This is a genomic window from Cupriavidus sp. H19C3 (assembly GCF_049393815.1).
Taxonomy (GTDB): Bacteria; Pseudomonadota; Gammaproteobacteria; order Burkholderiales; family Burkholderiaceae; genus Cupriavidus.
The window spans coordinates 2,787,366-2,802,219 of record NZ_CP184985.1 but is presented as its reverse complement, the minus strand read 5'-3'; the positions used below and the strand labels follow the sequence as shown (position 1 = coordinate 2,802,219).

General features: G+C 66.8%; 13 protein-coding genes. 1 reads left to right on the top strand and 12 read right to left on the bottom strand.

All coding sequences use genetic code 11. The features are described from left to right. Positions 1-4: 4 nt before the first annotated feature. From DFLDMN_RS12930 to DFLDMN_RS12875, 12 genes are all read right to left on the bottom strand, one after another. Positions 5-1,057: a branched-chain amino acid ABC transporter permease gene (locus tag DFLDMN_RS12930; RefSeq protein WP_423195350.1), complete on the bottom strand. Its 1,053-nt coding sequence runs from the start codon at positions 1,055-1,057 to the stop codon at positions 5-7. Between the two features lie 117 nt (positions 1,058-1,174). After that, positions 1,175-2,323 (bottom strand): ABC transporter substrate-binding protein, encoded by a 1,149-nt coding sequence (locus DFLDMN_RS12925; protein ID WP_423195349.1) that lies wholly within the window; start codon positions 2,321-2,323, stop codon positions 1,175-1,177. Between the two features lie 298 nt (positions 2,324-2,621). Then, on the bottom strand, positions 2,622-3,122 hold the full coding sequence (locus DFLDMN_RS12920; protein ID WP_423195348.1) for a hypothetical protein: 501 nt from the start codon (positions 3,120-3,122) through the stop codon (positions 2,622-2,624). A gap of 243 nt (positions 3,123-3,365) precedes the next feature. After that, complete coding sequence (locus tag DFLDMN_RS12915) at positions 3,366-4,412, bottom strand: branched-chain amino acid ABC transporter permease (protein ID WP_423195347.1); 1,047 nt, start codon at positions 4,410-4,412, stop codon at positions 3,366-3,368. Then, on the bottom strand, positions 4,412-5,296 hold the full coding sequence (locus tag DFLDMN_RS12910) for a branched-chain amino acid ABC transporter permease (RefSeq protein ID WP_423195346.1): 885 nt from the start codon (positions 5,294-5,296) through the stop codon (positions 4,412-4,414). Before DFLDMN_RS12910 ends, DFLDMN_RS12915 begins: the two co-directional genes overlap by 1 nt. 147 nt (positions 5,297-5,443) lie before the next feature. Next, positions 5,444-6,652 carry an ABC transporter substrate-binding protein gene (locus DFLDMN_RS12905; protein WP_423195345.1) on the bottom strand — a complete coding sequence of 403 codons (1,209 nt, stop codon included), beginning with the start codon at positions 6,650-6,652 and terminating at the stop codon, positions 5,444-5,446. Positions 6,653-6,739: 87 nt separating this feature from the next. Next, a complete protein-coding gene (locus DFLDMN_RS12900) occupies positions 6,740-7,489 on the bottom strand; it encodes an ABC transporter ATP-binding protein (protein ID WP_423195344.1) in 750 nt (249 codons plus the stop codon). 16 nt (positions 7,490-7,505) lie between these two features. Next, on the bottom strand, positions 7,506-8,279 hold the full coding sequence (locus DFLDMN_RS12895; protein WP_423195343.1) for an ABC transporter ATP-binding protein: 774 nt from the start codon (positions 8,277-8,279) through the stop codon (positions 7,506-7,508). Between the two features lie 319 nt (positions 8,280-8,598). Further along, positions 8,599-10,278, bottom strand: a complete 1,680-nt coding sequence (locus DFLDMN_RS12890) for a GMC family oxidoreductase (RefSeq protein WP_423195342.1) — start codon at positions 10,276-10,278, stop codon at positions 8,599-8,601. A gap of 69 nt (positions 10,279-10,347) precedes the next feature. Further along, positions 10,348-11,331, bottom strand: a complete 984-nt coding sequence (locus DFLDMN_RS12885; RefSeq protein WP_423195341.1) for a lysophospholipase — start codon at positions 11,329-11,331, stop codon at positions 10,348-10,350. Between the two features lie 206 nt (positions 11,332-11,537). Then, on the bottom strand, positions 11,538-11,966 hold the full coding sequence (cueR, locus tag DFLDMN_RS12880) for a Cu(I)-responsive transcriptional regulator (RefSeq protein ID WP_423195340.1): 429 nt from the start codon (positions 11,964-11,966) through the stop codon (positions 11,538-11,540). Continuing rightward, positions 11,963-14,422 (bottom strand): heavy metal translocating P-type ATPase, encoded by a 2,460-nt coding sequence (locus DFLDMN_RS12875; protein ID WP_423195339.1) that lies wholly within the window; start codon positions 14,420-14,422, stop codon positions 11,963-11,965. Before DFLDMN_RS12875 ends, cueR begins: the two co-directional genes overlap by 4 nt. A gap of 154 nt (positions 14,423-14,576) precedes the next feature. Here DFLDMN_RS12875 and DFLDMN_RS12870 point away from each other — a divergent pair, with 154 nt between their 5' ends. Beyond that, positions 14,577-14,777, top strand: a complete 201-nt coding sequence (locus tag DFLDMN_RS12870; protein WP_423195338.1) for a heavy-metal-associated domain-containing protein — start codon at positions 14,577-14,579, stop codon at positions 14,775-14,777. Positions 14,778-14,854: the final 77 nt, after the last annotated feature.

The following is a 14,854-nucleotide window of genomic DNA, read 5'->3' as shown; positions in this document are numbered from 1 at the left end:
ATCGTCATTCCTCCTCCTCGACGGCCTTGCTCGACAGCGAGCGCCACAACAGCACGGGCAGGATCAACGTGAACACGATCACCTCCTTGAACGCACTAGCCCAGAACGACGAATACGATTCGAGCAAGCCCACCAGCAGCGCGCCAGCCGCCGCGACGGGGTAGCTCGCCAGGCCGCCGACGATCGCGCCGACAAAGCCCTTGAGGCCGACCAGGAAGCCCGACTCGTAGTAAATCGTGGTCAGCGGCGCGATCAGGATGCCGCACAGCGCGCCCATGGCCGCGGCCAGCGTGAACGACAGGCGCCCGGCCTGCGTGGTGCCGATGCCGACCAGCCGCGCGCCCAGCCGGTTGACCGCGGTGGCACGCAGCGCCTTGCCCTGGATGGTGCGCTCGAAGTACCAGTAGAGCGCCGCGATCAGCAGCGCGGATACGCCGATCACCCACAGGCTCTGGCCAGATACGCTGAGCGTGCCGACGTCGAAGCGCGCATCGGAGAACGCATTGGTCCGGGAGCCTTCCGCGCCGAACATCACGAGCCCGAGGCCGACCAGCGCGAAATGCACGGCCACCGATACGATCAGCAGCACCAGCGTGCTCGCTTCCGCCAGCGGCTGATAGGCCAGCCGGTACAGCATGGGGCCGAGCGGAATCACCACGAGCAGGGTCAGCGCGATCTGCACGAGCATCGGCAGCGGCTGCGCGCCGTAGTGCTGCACCACCACGTGCACGGCGGCGGGAAACAGCAGGTACTTGCCGGCCAGTACCGCCAGCCGCCGCGCCAGTTGCCGCCGTAGCTCCGCGCTGCGCAGCACCGTCACCGACTCATAGACGAAGGTCAGCGCCCCCATCGCCAGCAACAGCCATGTGGTCTGCGGCGCGTGGCCCGCCTGCATGGCGGCGAGCGTGAGCGCGCCATAGGCAACGAATTCCCCCTGCGGGATGAAAATGACGCGCGTGACCGAGAACACCAGCACCAGGGCCAATGCCAGCAGCGCGTAGATCGCACCGGAGGTGATGCCATCCTGCGCGAGGATGGCGGCTATCGAGAGGTCCATTGTCTTCCGTGAGAGCGAAGCCTGCCGTGATGGTAATCGCCGTGCCAGTGGGCAAAAAAAAGGCGCATGACACTGGATCATGCGCCCGCTGGCGTCTGCCGCACCGACCTCCGTGGATCAGCGCGTCTGCAGCTTCCATTTGCCGTCGACGATCTGCACCATGACACGCGCGCGCTGGTCCATGCCGAGATGGTCGGTGGCGCTCATATTCATGATGCCGTGCGAAACCGGCAGGTTGTGGGTCTGCTCGAGCGCGTCGCGCAGCGCCTTGCGGAATTCCTTGCTGCCAGGTTGCCCTTTCTTGAGCGCTTCGGGAATCGCGTTCTGCAGCAGCAGGCCGGCATCCCAGGCGTGGCCGCCGAACGTGGATACCGGCCCGAACGCCTGCTCGTAGGCGGTCTTGTAGGCCAGCGCGGGCTTCTTGACCGGGTTGCTGTCGGGCAGTTGCTCGACCACCAGCAGCGGACCGGCCGGCAGGAACGTGCCTTCGCAATCCTTGCCGCATACGCGCAGGAAGTCGGCATTGGCCACGCCGTGGGTCTGGTAGATCTTGCCCTTGTAGCCACGCTCCTTGAGCGTCTTGGCGGGCAGCGCGGCCGGCGTACCCGAGCCTGCGATCAGCACGGCATCGGCGTTGCTGCCCAACATCTTGAGCACCTGCCCCGTCACCGAGGTGTCCGTACGGGCAAAGCGCTCGTTGGCCACCACGCGAATTTTGCGCAGCTCCGCCACCTTGGCGAACTCCTGGGCCCAACTGTCGCCGTAGGCATCCGCAAAGCCGATGAACGCCACCGTCTTCACGTTATGGTTGGTCATGTGCTCGGCAATGGCGGTGGCCATATGCGAGTCGTTCTGCGGCGTCTTGAAGACCCACGCGCGCTTGCTGTCCATCGGTTCGATCAGGCGCGCCGAGGCCGCCATGGTGATCATCGGCGTTTCGTTCTCGGCGGCGATGTCGATCATCGCCAGCGAATTCGGCGTGACCGTGGAACCGACCACCACGTCGACCTTGTCCTCGCTGATCAGCTTGCGCGTGTTCTTGACCGCGGTGGTGGTATCGGACGCGTCGTCGAGCACGATGTACTCGACGGTCTTGCCGCCGATCTGTCGGGGCAGCAAGGTGAAAGTGTTCTTTTCGGGAATGCCCAGCGACGCGGCAGGTCCGGTGGCGGATACCGTGACCCCGACCTTGACCTGTGCGCTGGCAGCGGTAGCGAACAGGCAGGCGGCGGCAATGGCCAGCAAGCTGGCGCGCTTCAATGTCATGTCCTCTCCTTCGGCTCCAGAAATGAAAAAAGGCATCCGCCGACTTCCGGCCGACGGATGCCTCCAGTTCCTGATATCGGCCTGTGATGCAGGCTCTGTGTGGCGTGTTGCGGATGCAGCGCTGGCATCCACGCCCGACTTGTCCGGAACGAAGTACGTCCCGCTTTTCCCGTCCTGCGCGTCTCTTACCCCCGGAGGCGCAGCGCGCATTCGCCGACCGCCCGGTCGGGAATGCGAATCGAGTCTAACACAGCGTTTTGTGGCGAAAAGGCGGGATTAACCCGCAGTGTGGCCCGATTCAAACAAGGGCCTTGGGCGCGGGCATGCAGTCGCGCCGCCACAGGCCACTGGGGTCGCGCTGGTAGGCGTCGGTGCGTGCCGCATCGGGAATCAGCGCGGGGGCGATGAGCAGATGGCGGATGCCGTGCGCGCGACACCAGTCGGCAAGCAGATTGGCGCAGCAGGCAAACCAGCCGGGTGGCGCGGGCGAGCGGTCCGGGGCGACGGACGCGGCAGGCAAGGCGGCGCTTTCCGCGCACCACCAGTCGGCCACCATCGCCACTCGTCCGGCGTGCGAGAGATCGTGGACCAGCGTGGCCGGCATCAGCGCCTGCACCGCATCGGTGCCAGCCATCACCGCGAGTCCCTGCCCGCCCTGCGCCAGCAGCGCGGCAAGCGCGAGCCGGCGTGCACGGGCCTCGGGAACGGGCAGCGGCCGCAGCATCGCAAGCCAGTCGTCGAGCAGCGCGGCATCGGTGGTTTCGGCCAGGCGTACCCAGCGCTGCGCGGTGGAAAGCATCGTGATGAGAGGAATTGCGTGACGAAGGAAATAAAAAAGGCGTTGCCGAACTTTGCCGGCAACGCCTTTTATGCTTATTGGCACTTGCTACCCGACACCGGGTGCGCGCCTGTCGTCTCCTCGCTTCCGCCTCCAAGTAACCTGCGAAAACCGTATATGCAATGTAACTAAGCGGTGCGTATGAAACAAGCTAGAACAAACCCTAGCCCCAAAACCGGGCATGTCTGCGCCGCCTGAGTGCCTTCAGCGCTTCTTTCGCTCGGTCAGCGCGATGAGTTCGCCCATGATGCCGCGGCGGAACGTGAGCACGCAGATGACGAAGATCACACCCGTCACCATCGTCACCGATTCGCCCAGCACGTTGAACCATTCCACGCCCGTGGCCGAGGCCAGGAACGCGCCGATATCGCCAAGCTTGTTTTCGAGCGCGACGATCACGAAAGCGCCCACCACCGGGCCCGACAGTGTGCCGAGACCGCCCACCAGCGTCATCAGGATCACCGAGCCCGACATCGACCAGTGCACGTCGGTCAGCGTCTCGAAGCCGAGCACGAGTGCCTTGATCGATCCCGCCAGGCCCGACAGCGCGGCCGACAGCACGAAGGCCATCAGCTTGAAGCGGTCGGTGTCGTAGCCGAGCGAGATGGTGCGCGGCTCGTTCTCCTTGATCGCCTTGAGGATCTGCCCGAACGGCGAATGCACGGTGCGCACGATCAGCGCAAAGGCCGCCACGATGATGACCAGCGCCACGTAGTACAGCGTAAGGTCGTCCGACAGCGACAGCACGCCGAACAGCTTGCCGCGTGGAATGCCCTGCAGGCCGTCCTCGCCGCCCGTGAACGGCGCCTGCAGGCAGATGAAGAACAGCATCTGCGCCAGCGCAAGCGTGATCATCGAGAAGTAGATGCCCTGGCGCCGGATCGCAAGCGAGCCAACCACATAACCGATCAGCGCGCCGGCCGCGGTACCGAGCACCAGCCCGATCTCCGGCGTCACGCCCCACACCTTCATCGCCTGCCCGGCCACATAGCCCGCGCCGCCGAAGAACGCCGCGTGGCCAAAGGACAGCAGTCCGGTATAGCCGATCAGCAGGTTGAACGCGCATGCAAACAGCGCGAAGCACAGCACCTTGAGCACGAACACCGGATACGCGCCCAACAGCGGCGCCGCGATCAGGCCCAGCAGCAGCAGGCCATACAATACTTTCTTCTGCACGCCAGTTCCTTCCTTGACGCGGTCGCCGCCAACGGCCACCGCAGTCTGTCCCGTCTGTCCCGTCTGTCCGCTCATCACTTCTCCCTCCCGAACAGTCCGGCCGGTCGTAGCAACAGCACGATCACCATGATGAAGAACACCACGGTCGACGATGCCTCAGGGTAGAACACCTTGGTCAGGCCTTCGATCACGCCAAGCCCGAGGCCGGTCAGGATCGAGCCCATGATCGAACCCATGCCGCCGATCACCACCACGGCAAACACGATGATGATGAGGTTCTGCCCCATCAGCGGCGAGATCTGGATAACGGGCGCCGCCAGCACGCCGGCAAACGCGGCCAGCGCCACGCCGAAGCCGTATGTCAGCGTCACCATCAGCGGCACGTTGACGCCGAACGCCTCCACCATCTTGGGGTTCTCGGTGCCGGCACGCAGATAGGCACCGAGCTTGGTCTTCTCGATCACGTACCAGGTGGCGAAGCACACCACCAGCGAGGCCACCACGACCCACGCGCGATAGTTCGGCAGGATCATGAAGCCGACATCGGTGGCACCCTGCAGTGCGTCGGGCGGCGAGTACGGCAGACCCGACACGCCGTAGATCGAGCGGAGCACGCCCTCGATCACCAGCGTGATGCCGAGCGTGAGCAGCAGACCGTAGATATGGTCGAGCTTGTAGATCCAGCGCAGCATGCTCTTCTCGATGATCACGCCGATCACGCCGACCACGAGCGGGGCGAGCGCCAGCATCACCCAGTAGTTGAGACCGGCGTACTCCATGCCGGCCCAGGCAAGCACCGCGCCGAGCATGAACAGCGCGCCGTGCGCAAAATTGATGACGTTGAGCAGGCCGAAGATCACCGCCAGCCCGAGACTCAACATCGCATAGAAGGCGCCATTGACGAGGCCCAGCAGCAGCTGGGACAGCATGGCGGGAAGGGGAATACCGAAAATGTCCATGGCGGTGTGTGCCGTCAGTCTGTTTGCTTCCCCCTCTTCCCGCCCCGCGCTGCCTGCGGCAGGCGGGCAGCCAATGGGGCGGGAAGGGGTCGGGAAGGGTGGCCACGCCCGCGTCCGCTCATGCGGCCGGGGCGAAGCCGCCTGCGCTTACTTCTTCAACAGGGCGCACTTCGATTCCGCCGGCGTGGTGAACGCCTGGTCGCCCGGAATCGTGGCCGCCACCTTCATGTAGTCCCACGGCTTCTTGGAATCGGCCGGCGCCTTCACCTGCATCAGGTACATGTCGTGCACGTAGCGGCCGTCCTGGCGGATGTAGCCCTTCGAGTAGAAGTCGTTGAGCTTCATCTTCTTCAGCTCGGCCATGACCTTGTCCGGATCGTCGGTCTTGGCCGCTTCCACCGCCTTCAGGTAGGTGCTCACCGACGAGTAGTCCGCCGCCTGCAGCGAGCTCGGCATCTTCTTCATCTTGCCGAAATAGCGGTTGGCGAACTTGCGCGTATCGTCGTTCATGTCCCAGTACCAGCTGTCCGTCATCAGCAGGCCTTCGGTGTTCTTCAGGCCCAGGCTGTGCACGTCGTTGATGAACATGAGCAGGCCGGCGATCTTCATCGTCTTGGTGATGCCGAATTCCTTGGCGGCCTTGATCGAATTGATGGTGTCGCCACCGGCGTTGGCAAGGCCCAGGATCTGTGCCTTGGACGCCTGCGCCTGCAGCAGGAACGACGAGAAGTCCGACGCCGACAGCGGGTGACGCACCGAGCCGACCACCGTGCCGCCGTTGGCCTTGACCACGGCCGCGGTATCGTTCTCGAGCGAGTGGCCGAACGCGTAGTCGGCGGTCAGGAAGAACCACGACTTGCCGCCCTGCTTGACCACCGCGCTGCCGGTGCCCTTGGCCAGCGCCACCGTGTCGTACGCGTAGTGCACCGTGTACGGCGAGCACTCTTCGTTGGTCAGGCGGGCAGTGCCGGCACCGATGTTGATGTAGACGCGCTTCTTCTCGGAAGCGACCTTGTTCATGGCCAGCGCGGTACCGGAGTTGGTGCCGCCCACCAGCAGGTCGAGGCCTTGCTGGTCCATCCACTCGCGCGCCTTCGATGCGGCGATATCGGCCTTGTTCTGGTGGTCCGCCGACATCAGTTCGATCGGCTTGCCCAGTACCTTGCCGCCGTGGTCCTCGATCGCCATCTTGATGGCTTCGAGGCCGCCCTGGCCGTCGATATCCGCATACAGGCCCGAAAGGTCGGTGATAAAGCCGATCTTCACCGTGTCGTTCGAAACCTGCGCCGATGCGCCCGTCGCAACGGTACCCAATACAGTCGCCGCCACTGCGACCGCCAGCCGAGTCATCTTCATGTTTTGTCTCCTGAGTTGCGGCAGCGCAAAGCTACCCGTTCCTGCCAACAGCAATCGTGTGATCGTCCGGCATGCGCGCCGGTACGGTCAGACCCCAAGCAGTTCGTTGAGCACAGGCATCTTTGCCTGCAGTTCGTCGGCGGCGAAGCGCTCGACGATGGTGCCGTGTTCCATCACGTAGAAGCGATCCGCGAGCGGTGCGGCAAAGCGGAAGTTCTGCTCGACCATCACCACGGTGTAGCCCTTCTTCTTGAGCGTCAGGATCATGCGCGCGAGCGCCTGCACGATCACGGGCGCAAGCCCCTCCGAGATTTCGTCGAGCAGCAGCAGGTTGGCACCCGTGCGCAGGATGCGGCCGACCGCCAGCATCTGCTGCTCGCCGCCGGAAAGGCGGGTCCCCTGACTCTGGCGGCGTTCGGCCAGGTTGGGGAACATCTCGTAGATTTCGGCCTCGCTCATGCCGGTCTTCGGCCCCGCCTGCCCGCTCTTGCCATCGTTGCGGGCCTTGAGCTGCGGCGGCAGCAACAGGTTCTCCTCGCACGAGAGGCTCGAGAAGATCGCGCGTTCCTCGGGACAATAGCCAATGCCGTAGTGCGCGATCTTGTGCGTCGGCAGGCCAATGGTTTCGTGGCCGTTGACCTTGATCGAACCCTTGCGCGCGCCGGTGAGGCCCATGATCGCGCGCAGCGTGGTGGTACGGCCCGCGCCGTTGCGCCCGAGCAGCGTGACCACCTCGCCAGGATTCACGGTGAGGTCGACGCCGTGCAGGATGTGCGACTCGCCGTACCAGGCGTGCAGGCCGCTGATCTCCAGGGCCGGAGTCATCGAAGTTGTCATGTCGGTGTCCTCGCGTTCAGTGCGCGCCCTGGAGCTCGGCGTCGGCCGTGCCCATATAGGCTTCCATCACGCGCGGATCCTTCGAGACCTCGGCATACGGGCCTTCGGCGAGGATGGCGCCGCGCTGGAGCACCGTGATCTTGTCGGCGATCGACGACACCACGTTCATGTTGTGCTCGACCATCAGGATGGTGCGGCCGGCCGAGACCTTCTTGATCAGCTGCGTGACGCGATCCACGTCTTCGTGGCCCATGCCTTGCGTCGGCTCATCGAGCAGCATCAGTTCGGGCTCCATCGCCAGCGTGGTGGCGATCTCGAGCGCGCGCTTGCGGCCATACGGCAGGTTGACGGTGACGGTGCTGGCAAACTCGGTGAGGCCCACCTGTTCGAGCAGATCCATCGCGCGCGCGTCGAGCACATCGAGCGAACGTTCGCTGCGCCAGAACTGGAAGGACGTGCCGAGTTGCCGCTGCAGCCCGATGCGCACGTTCTCGCGTACCGTCAGGTGCGGAAACACCGCCGAGATCTGGAACGACCGAATCACGCCGCGGCGCGCAATCTGCGCGGGCTTCTCGCGGGTGATATCGATGCCGTTGAACAGGATCGTGCCGTGGGTCGGCTCGAGAAATTTCGTCAGCAGATTGAAGCAGGTCGTCTTGCCCGCACCGTTGGGGCCGATCAATGCATGGATCGACCCGCGCCGCACGCGCAGGTTGACGTCGCTCACTGCGGTGAACCCCTTGAACTCTTTCGTGAGGTTCTTCGTTTCCAGGATGTTTTCCTGATTCATAGTCTCCTGCCCGCCCTTTGCTGCGCCACCGGATTGTGCCCGGCACTGACAATGGTTGGATCTCCGGCGCGGTTGTCGCCATGTTTGCCGCGTTGTTATAGGTGCCCTTCGTATGGCATTTGTGCGGTGCGGCTACCGCGGTCGACGGTGCGAACCATATTGCCCATGCGTGACATGTGCAGGCTGGCGCACCGTTTACCGGCGACTATTGTCTGCGCCTGTTGCGTCGCAAAACATCGGGGTTTGCACTAGGCGTAATACATTACCGCTCACATTGCCGCGGACAATGCTGCGGATATTGCCGCGGACATTTCCGCGCCTAGGTCTGCGCCACATCCGCGGGCGTGTCGGCATGCGCCGAAACGGTGCCCGTGTGCGCATGGCGAGCCTTGCGATCGGCGCGAATCATGTCGCTTGCACGCTCGGCGATCATGATCGTCGGCGAGTTGGTATTGCCCGACGTGATAAGCGGCATGACCGATGCATCGACCACGCGCAGGCCCTCGACGCCACGCACACGCAGGCGCGGGTCGACCACCGCGTCGCCGTCGTCGGGCTGGCCCATGCGGCACGTGCCCACCGGATGGAAGATGGTGGTGCCGATTGCGCCGGCCGCTTCGGCGAGCTGCTCGTCGGTTTCGAACGCCGTGCCGGGCAGCCATTCCTGCGGCCGGTACGGCGCCAGCGCGGGCGATGCGACGATGCGCCGCGTCAGCCGGATCGAATCGGCCGCGACCTTGCGGTCGTCGTCGGTGGACAGGTAATTGGGTGCGATGCGCGGTGCCGCACGGAAGTCGGCGGCCTCGATATGCACGCTGCCGCGCGAGGTCGGACGCAGGTTGCACACGCTCGCGGTAAAGGCGTTGAACGCATGCAGCGGATCGCCGAACTTGTCGAGCGACAACGGCTGCACGTGGTACTCGAGATTGGGCCGCGCCTGCCCGGCGTCGCTGCGCGCAAACGCGCCCAGCTGCGACGGCGCCATGCTCATCGGGCCGCTCTGGTTGAACGCGTACTGCAGGCCGATACCGAGCTTGCCCCACCAGTGCGCGACGCGCGTATTGAGCGTGCGCACGCCATCGACCTTGATCACCGTACGGAGCTGCAGGTGATCCTGCAGGTTTTCGCCGACGCCCGGCAGCGCATGCCGCACGCGGATGCCGAGCGACTGCAGCCGTTCCGGCTGGCCGATGCCGGACAGTTCGAGCAACTGCGGCGAGTTGACGGCGCCGGCGGCCAGGATCACTTCCTCGTGCGCGCGCGCCTCGCGCTCGACGCCGCCGCCAAGGTAGCGTACGCCGGTGCAGCGGCGCCCCGCCCCCTCGTCGAAGGTCAGCGTGCTCACCTGCGCGCCGGTGATGATGGTCAGGTTGGGCCGGTCGGCGGCGCGGCGCAGGAACGCCTTGGCCGTGTTCCAGCGAATGCCGCGGCGCTGGTTGACCTCGAAGTAGCCCACGCCGAAATTGTCGCCGCGATTGAAGTCGTCGGTGCGCGGAATGCCGGCCTGCTCCGCCGCGTCGATAAAGCGCTCCAGGATGTCCCAGCGCAGGCGTTGCGCTTCCACGCGCCACTCGCCGCCGCCGCCATGGAATTCGCTGGCGCCGCGGTGATGGTCCTCGCTGCGCTTGAACAGCGGCAGCACGTTGTCCCACTTCCAGCCGTCGTCGCCGCTGATGCGTGCCCAGTCGTCGTAGTCCTCACGCTGCCCGCGCATGTAGATCATGCCGTTGATCGAGGACGAGCCGCCCAGCACGCGGCCGCGCGGATAGCCCAGCGAACGGCCGTTGAGGCCGGGCTCGGCGGCGGTGCGATAGAGCCAGTCGGTGCGCGGATTGCCGATGCAATAGAGGTAGCCGACCGGGATGTGAATCCAGTGGTAATCGTCCTTGCCGCCCGCTTCCAGCAGCAGCACGTTGACGTCGGCATCCTCGGTGAGCCGGTTGGCCAGTACGCAGCCGGCCGAGCCGGCGCCCACGATGATGTAGTCGTATGTCTCCATGTCCCTTGGTCCTGCATCGGTTTGTTATCGGAATCCGGAGATCATCGCACGACTGGCCGCCGGCGGCCGTCAGGGTCTTGCCGTAGCCCCCGCCGCCGCCGCCGCCGGAGCCGGCACGGGCACCGCCGCCCCTTGCGGTTCCAGATGCCGCCGCAGCCACTCCGACATGGCCGCGAGCGCCTCGCCACGCCATGGCTCGGCCTCGTTGAACAACTCGTGACAGGCGCCCTCGTACCAGACCATCTCGCGCAGGTCGGCGGGCGCGTTGTCGTGGAACAGGCGGCTGCCCGCGGGATCGACGATGCGGTCGGCGCCCGCCACCAGCATCAGCGTGGGCGCCTCCAGCCGCGGCGCATCGGCTTGCGCCTGCGCCATGCCACGCACGAAGGTTTCCAGCACGCCCGCGCTGACGGTGGCCTGCACCAGGCGATCGGTGCGGTAGGCACGCACTACCTCGGCATCGTGCGATAGCGCGGCGGCATCGAGACGCGTGGGCACGCGCAGCCGCGGCGCCAGGGCCATCAGCACACGTTGCAGCGTCAGCATGCGGCCCGAGAGCCACAGCGCGAGCGCCGGCGAGGACAGGATCAGCGCCCGGATCGGCCGTACGCGCGCGGTGGCCAGGCGTGCCGCCACCAGTCCGCCCATGCTGTGGCCCAGCACGATCGGCAACTCGTTCCATTGCCGCACCGCCCCGTCGTGGATTTCGGCCAGGTCGTCGACGTAGGCATCGGCATGCGGCACCACCATGCGCGGGCCGCCGCTGCGGCCATGGCCGCGCTGATCGTAGGCGCGCACGCGCAGGCCCAGCCCGCACAGCACCTGCACCACGTGATCGTAGCGGCCGCAGTGCTCGCCCAGGCCGTGCACGAGCAGCAGGGTGCCGAGCGGATCGGGAAAGCGCATGGGGTCGGGCAGCCAGGTGCGCAGGAACAGCTCGGTGCCATCGCGCATGCGCTGGCGGCTCTCCGCCGGCATGCTGGCGGCGGGGGCGGTACTGGTGGCTGGCGGCAGGGCCATGCCGGGCTCCGCGGTCGTCACAGGTTCATCCATCCCACTCGCTCCTTGCTGGAATTGCTGGGTATGCCTGCTGTTATTGTTGCTGCGCTGCGTGATGCGCAATGCGTAATGCTTGATCCGTAATGTTTGAAGCGTAAGGCCCGATGCGTGATGCGCGAGGTGTCGTGCGTCAGGCCCGATCGAACGGCCGCAAAGGCAGCCAGGCGCGAGGCGCCCGACCGCAGCGCGTGCCGCCACCGTCAGTCTGCGTCGCGCGGATGACAGCACGATGCATCGCCGTCCGCGCCGGCAAAATCGGTAAGGATCGGACAATCGGGTCGCGCGTCGCCGTTGCACGACTCGGCCAGCCCGCGCAGCGTGTCGCGCATTGCGCTCAGCTCGGCGATGCGCGTCTCGAGGTCGGCCACATGCCGTAGCGTCAGCGCCTTCACATCGGCACTCGCCCGCGCGCGGTCGTGCCACAGCGACAACAGGTCGCGAATCTCGTCGAGCGAGAATCCGAGATTACGAGCCCGGCGCACGAAGCGCAAGGTGTGCACGGCGCGCTCGTCGTAACGGCGATAGCCGCCCTCGCTGCGTGGCGGTGCGGCAACCAGCCCGATCGATTCGTAGTGGCGGATCATCTTGGCGGTCACGCCCGATGCGGCCGCCGCTTCCCCGATATTCATGGTGCGCCCTCCTGGCCAGGCCCGGCCGCCGCGGCACGCCAGCGCCGCAGCAGCAATGCATTGGTCACCACGCTCACGCTCGAGAATGCCATGGCCGCGCCCGCGACCACCGGATTGAGCAGGCCGGCGGCGGCCAGCGGAATGCCGATGACGTTATAGACGAACGCCCAGAACAGGTTCTGCCGGATCTTGCGCACGGTACGGTGCGAGACCGAGAGCGCATCGGCCACCAGCAGCGGATCGCCGCGCATCAGCGTAATGCCGGCCGCATGCATGGCCACGTCGGTACCGGTGGACATCGCGATGCCGACATCGGCCGCCGCCAGCGCCGGCGCGTCGTTGATGCCGTCGCCGACCATGGCCACCACCGCGCCGTCGCGCTGCAGCGCATTGACGCGCGCGGCCTTGTCCTCGGGCAGCACCTCGGCCTGCACCTCGTCGAGCCCGAGCGCGGCGCCGATATGGCGCGCGGCCCCCGCATTGTCGCCAGTCAGCATCACGGTGCGGATGCCGGCCTCGCGCAAGCGCGCCACGGCGGCCGCGGCGCTCGGCTTGAGCGCATCGCCAAAGCCCACCAGCCCGAGTACGCGCGGCGGCGACACCGCCATCAGCCACGAGACCGTGCGGCCCGCGCCGCGCAGGCGCTCGGCCTCGGCCTGCAGCGGGCCGGCGTCCGCCCCCAGGACAGCGCGCTGCGCCTCGCTGCCGAGCTGCAGCGCCACGCCCTCGACCTGGCCTTCGATGCCGCGCCCCGGCAGTGCGCGGACGTCCCGCGCCGCGGGGACTGCCACCCCGCGCGTCTGCGCCGCGGCCTGTACCGCGCGCGCGAGCGGATGCTCGCTGCCGGCCTGCAACGCGGCCAGCCGGCCCAGCAAGGCGGCGTCGTCGCCATCGGCCGCGACCAGCGCCACCACTTCCGGTTTGCCGACCGTCAGCGTGCCGGTCTTGTCGAAGGCCACCACCGATACGCGATGCGCCACCTCCAGCGCTTCCGCATCCTTGATCAGGATGCCCGCGCGCGCGCCGGCGCCGGTACCGGCCATGATCGCGGTAGGCGTGGCCAGCCCGAGCGCGCACGGACAGGCGATCACCAGCACCGCCACCGCGTTGAGCAGCGCCGCCGACCAGTCGCCGCTGGCCACACCCCAGCCCAGCAACGTGGCCAGCGCGATCACGAGCACCACCGGCACGAACACCGCGCTGACGCGGTCCACCAGCCGCTGGATGGGCGCCTTGGCGGCCTGGGCATGCTCGACCATGCGGATGATGCGGGCCAGCACCGTTTCCGCGCCGACCGCCGTGGTGCGCGCGACCAGCAGCCCTTCCCCGTTGATCGCCCCGCCCGTCACCCGGTCGCCTTCGCGTCGCGGCACCGGCACCGATTCGCCGGTCAGCATCGATTCGTCGACATGGCTGCTGCCTTCGACGACCTCGCCATCGACCGGAATGCGTTCGCCGGGGCGTATCACCACCTCATCGCCCACGCGCACGGCGGCGAGCGGTACCGTGGCCACCTGCCCGTCGCGGCGTACCTGCGCGGTATCGGGCCGCAACGCCGCCAGCGCGCGGATCGCGTCGGCGGTCTGGCGCTTGGCGCGCGTCTCCAGCCATTTGCCGAGCCGCACCAGCGTGATCACCACCGCCGCGCTCTCGAAGTACAGGTGGCCGGCGTGACCGCCATGGCCGCCGAGCAACATCCAGACCGACAGGACATAGGCCGCCGACGTGCCGAGCGCGACCAGCAGGTCCATATTGCCCGCGCCCGCGCGCACCGCTTTCCAGCCCGCCTTGTAGAAGCGCCAGCCGAAGACGAACTGCACCGGCGTGGCCAGCAGCCATTGCGCCCAGCCCGGCAGCATCCATTCGATGCCGAACCATGCCAGCACCATGGGCGCGACCAGCGGCAGCGACAGCAACGCCGGCACCGTGACGGCGTACGGGCCGGACCAGAAATCGTGGCGCGCCGGCTCGGCCGTCCCCACGGGCGCGGTGACCGGTGCCGCGCCGTACCCGGCACGGCTCACGGCATCGGCCAGGGCCTCGGTGGAGACGGCACCACGCAGCACGCTGACGGCGGCGCGCTCGGTGGCGAGGTTCACCTGCGCATCGACCACACCGGGTACCGCGCGCAACGCGCGTTCCACGCGCCCGACGCACGAGGCGCAAGTCATGTCGGATACCGCGAACTCGATGGTCTCGCGCGGCACCGCGTAGCCGGCGTCGGCCACCGCCTGGGCGGCGGCGGACAGCGCGGTGCCGTTGTCGGCGCGCAGGGTGACCTGTTCGGTGGCGAGGTTGACGGTGGCATCGTGCACGCCCGGGACCTTGGCCAGCGCGTTTTCGACGCGGCGCACGCACGACGCGCAAGTCATGCCGTCGACCGGAAACCGCCATTCCGGACTGTCAGGCACGGCGGCGGCAAAGGAGGAGGGTGAGGCGGAAGCGGGAGTTGACATGGAAACCTGCCATTGCAGAGAGGAATGTCTGCATGGTGGACCTTACCATCATTGGAAGGTCAAGGCTGGCGCCGAGCGGGATTTCCGCTTGCGCTTGCCATGGTGGGAAGGTTCACACTACGGCGGTCGTCCCCACTTTCCTCAGGAGCAGCAAATGATTGAATTCCAGGTCGAAGGTATGTCGTGCAACCACTGTATCGGCGCCATCACGCGTGCCGTGCAGGCGGTGGACCCGGCGGCGCGCGTCAGCGCCGATGTGCCGACGCAGGCGGTCAAGGTCGACAGTCAGGCCGACCAGGGTGCGCTGCGGCAGGCCATCGAAGGCGCCGGCTATCCGGTCAAGGGTACGAAGTAATTCGAACCCGCCGGCAGCGGCATCAGACGCGTATGGCTGCCGGCATGCGGACAAAAAAGGCGCCCCGTGGGGCGCCT

What these genes read in the sequence shown, in the direction of transcription:
- DFLDMN_RS12930 (WP_423195350.1), bottom strand. Translation starts at nt 1,057, where the DNA reads ATGGACCTCTCGATAGCCGCCATCCTCGCGCAGGATGGCATCACCTCC.
- DFLDMN_RS12925 (WP_423195349.1), bottom strand. Translation starts at nt 2,323, where the DNA reads ATGACATTGAAGCGCGCCAGCTTGCTGGCCATTGCCGCCGCCTGCCTG.
- DFLDMN_RS12920 (WP_423195348.1), bottom strand. Translation starts at nt 3,122, where the DNA reads ATGCTTTCCACCGCGCAGCGCTGGGTACGCCTGGCCGAAACCACCGAT.
- DFLDMN_RS12915 (WP_423195347.1), bottom strand. Translation starts at nt 4,412, where the DNA reads ATGAGCGGACAGACGGGACAGACGGGACAGACTGCGGTGGCCGTTGGC.
- DFLDMN_RS12910 (WP_423195346.1), bottom strand. Translation starts at nt 5,296, where the DNA reads ATGGACATTTTCGGTATTCCCCTTCCCGCCATGCTGTCCCAGCTGCTG.
- DFLDMN_RS12905 (WP_423195345.1), bottom strand. Translation starts at nt 6,652, where the DNA reads ATGAAGATGACTCGGCTGGCGGTCGCAGTGGCGGCGACTGTATTGGGT.
- DFLDMN_RS12900 (WP_423195344.1), bottom strand. Translation starts at nt 7,489, where the DNA reads ATGACAACTTCGATGACTCCGGCCCTGGAGATCAGCGGCCTGCACGCC.
- DFLDMN_RS12895 (WP_423195343.1), bottom strand. Translation starts at nt 8,279, where the DNA reads ATGAATCAGGAAAACATCCTGGAAACGAAGAACCTCACGAAAGAGTTC.
- DFLDMN_RS12890 (WP_423195342.1), bottom strand. Translation starts at nt 10,278, where the DNA reads ATGGAGACATACGACTACATCATCGTGGGCGCCGGCTCGGCCGGCTGC.
- DFLDMN_RS12885 (WP_423195341.1), bottom strand. Translation starts at nt 11,331, where the DNA reads ATGGATGAACCTGTGACGACCGCGGAGCCCGGCATGGCCCTGCCGCCA.
- cueR (WP_423195340.1), bottom strand. Translation starts at nt 11,966, where the DNA reads ATGAATATCGGGGAAGCGGCGGCCGCATCGGGCGTGACCGCCAAGATG.
- DFLDMN_RS12875 (WP_423195339.1), bottom strand. Translation starts at nt 14,422, where the DNA reads ATGTCAACTCCCGCTTCCGCCTCACCCTCCTCCTTTGCCGCCGCCGTG.
- DFLDMN_RS12870 (WP_423195338.1), top strand. Translation starts at nt 14,577, where the DNA reads ATGATTGAATTCCAGGTCGAAGGTATGTCGTGCAACCACTGTATCGGC.